The 1,425-nt window shown below is 44.5% G+C and carries 1 protein-coding gene (only partly in view); it reads left to right on the forward strand.

The annotated features are described in order from the left end of the window. The first annotated feature begins 582 nt into the window (after window positions 1-582). Window positions 583-1,425 carry the 5' portion of a LysR family transcriptional regulator gene (locus QVO97_RS11300; RefSeq protein ID WP_022360425.1) on the forward strand. 171 nt of this gene lie beyond the right edge of the window, so 843 of the gene's 1,014 nt are visible here — the first part of the coding sequence; the start codon lies at window positions 583-585; its stop codon lies beyond the right edge, outside the window.

The raw sequence follows: 1,425 nt of genomic DNA on the forward strand, positions 1-1,425 counted from the left end.
GGGAACACCGGAAGAGGTTCTGATCGTAAAAGACGGCAAGGTTGTATGCCTGGGTGATAAATAATTTGGCTACATATTAAGAAATATCAAGAACGAATTGTCAATGAAAGACTGCATGAATTGCGGCTGTGATTTCCCCTTGAGCAGCCGCAATATAAAACATCAGGAATTTGTAAAAGCTTAGGAATTGAATAAACCTCCATATTAAAAATGGAAGCTGTGGACGCAGGTTAGCTGCCTTAGATGTGCAGAGCGCAGGTGTTCGCAGCTTCTTTTGAGTGCTGATTCACGCACCTGGAAGTTTTGTAAAATAAGCTGGATTCTGCCTGAAAACGGACGGAAAATACAGTTTATTTGTTTACAGATATAGAAATCTTATGATAAAATAATAACAATAAAAAATAACTGTTAGATATGGCGGTTATATTCGTTTATAGCAGATTTTAGCATAGAGATATGGGAAAGTGGATCAGCCATATTTAAGTGCAGAGCCATGGCAAAATTCGTTATGGGTCATGTGTGCAAGAACCGTAACATCATTTAAGCAAAGCAGGATGGAAAATGGACAGGGGGAATTGACAAATGCTGAATGAAATGAAGTACGTGTATGAGGTTTACAAAGAAAAGAGTTTTTCCAAAGCGGCGAAGAAGCTTTTTATCAGCCAGCCAGCACTCAGCAACATGGTGCGGAAGGCAGAGAAAGAGATGGGAGCGCCGATTTTTGATCGCAGTACGATTCCGCTGACGGTGACGAAGGAGGGCGCGTATTACATCCGTACCGTTGAAAAGATTCTTTTTTTGGAACGGAATCTGGAACGGTATTTTCAAGATATTGCGGGGCTTCAGGGCGGCACGCTGGCGCTCGGCGGTGCATCTTATTTCTGCTCGTTTGTGTATCCGGATCTGATTGCCCGTTTTCAGACAAAATATCCGCAGGTTACGATTGACCTAACAGAAGGAAATACGCGGGAGCTGAAAGCGGGGTTGGAAAATGAGTCGCTGGATCTGGTGTTGGAGACGGCGATGGAGAAGGACGATACTTCGATCAAACGGTATTTATTCCGGAAGGAAAATCTGATTCTGGCAGTTCCGGAAAGTTTTCCGGTTAACCGGAAGCTGCAGCCATACCGACTGTCCAGGCAGGAGATTCTGTCCAAGTCCTTTTTAAAACCGGAGGTGGAGGCGGTTCCGTTAAAGGAATTTAAGGATGTGCCGTTTATCACGATGAAACCGGGCAATGATATGTATAAACGAGGCGCGAAAATGTGCCGCAACAGCGGTTTTACGATGAAAACCGTGATGATGGTGGATCAGGTGCTGACTTCTTTAAATATCGTTTCCAATGGGGTCGGAGCGATGTTTGTGCGTTCTGATATTGTACAGTGGCGTCCGGAGGACCCGAGGCTGGTCTATTATAAGCTGGAC

This window comes from Clostridium sp. CAG:43 (assembly GCF_000434655.1).
Lineage (GTDB): Bacteria > Bacillota > Clostridia > Lachnospirales > Lachnospiraceae > Otoolea > Otoolea fessa.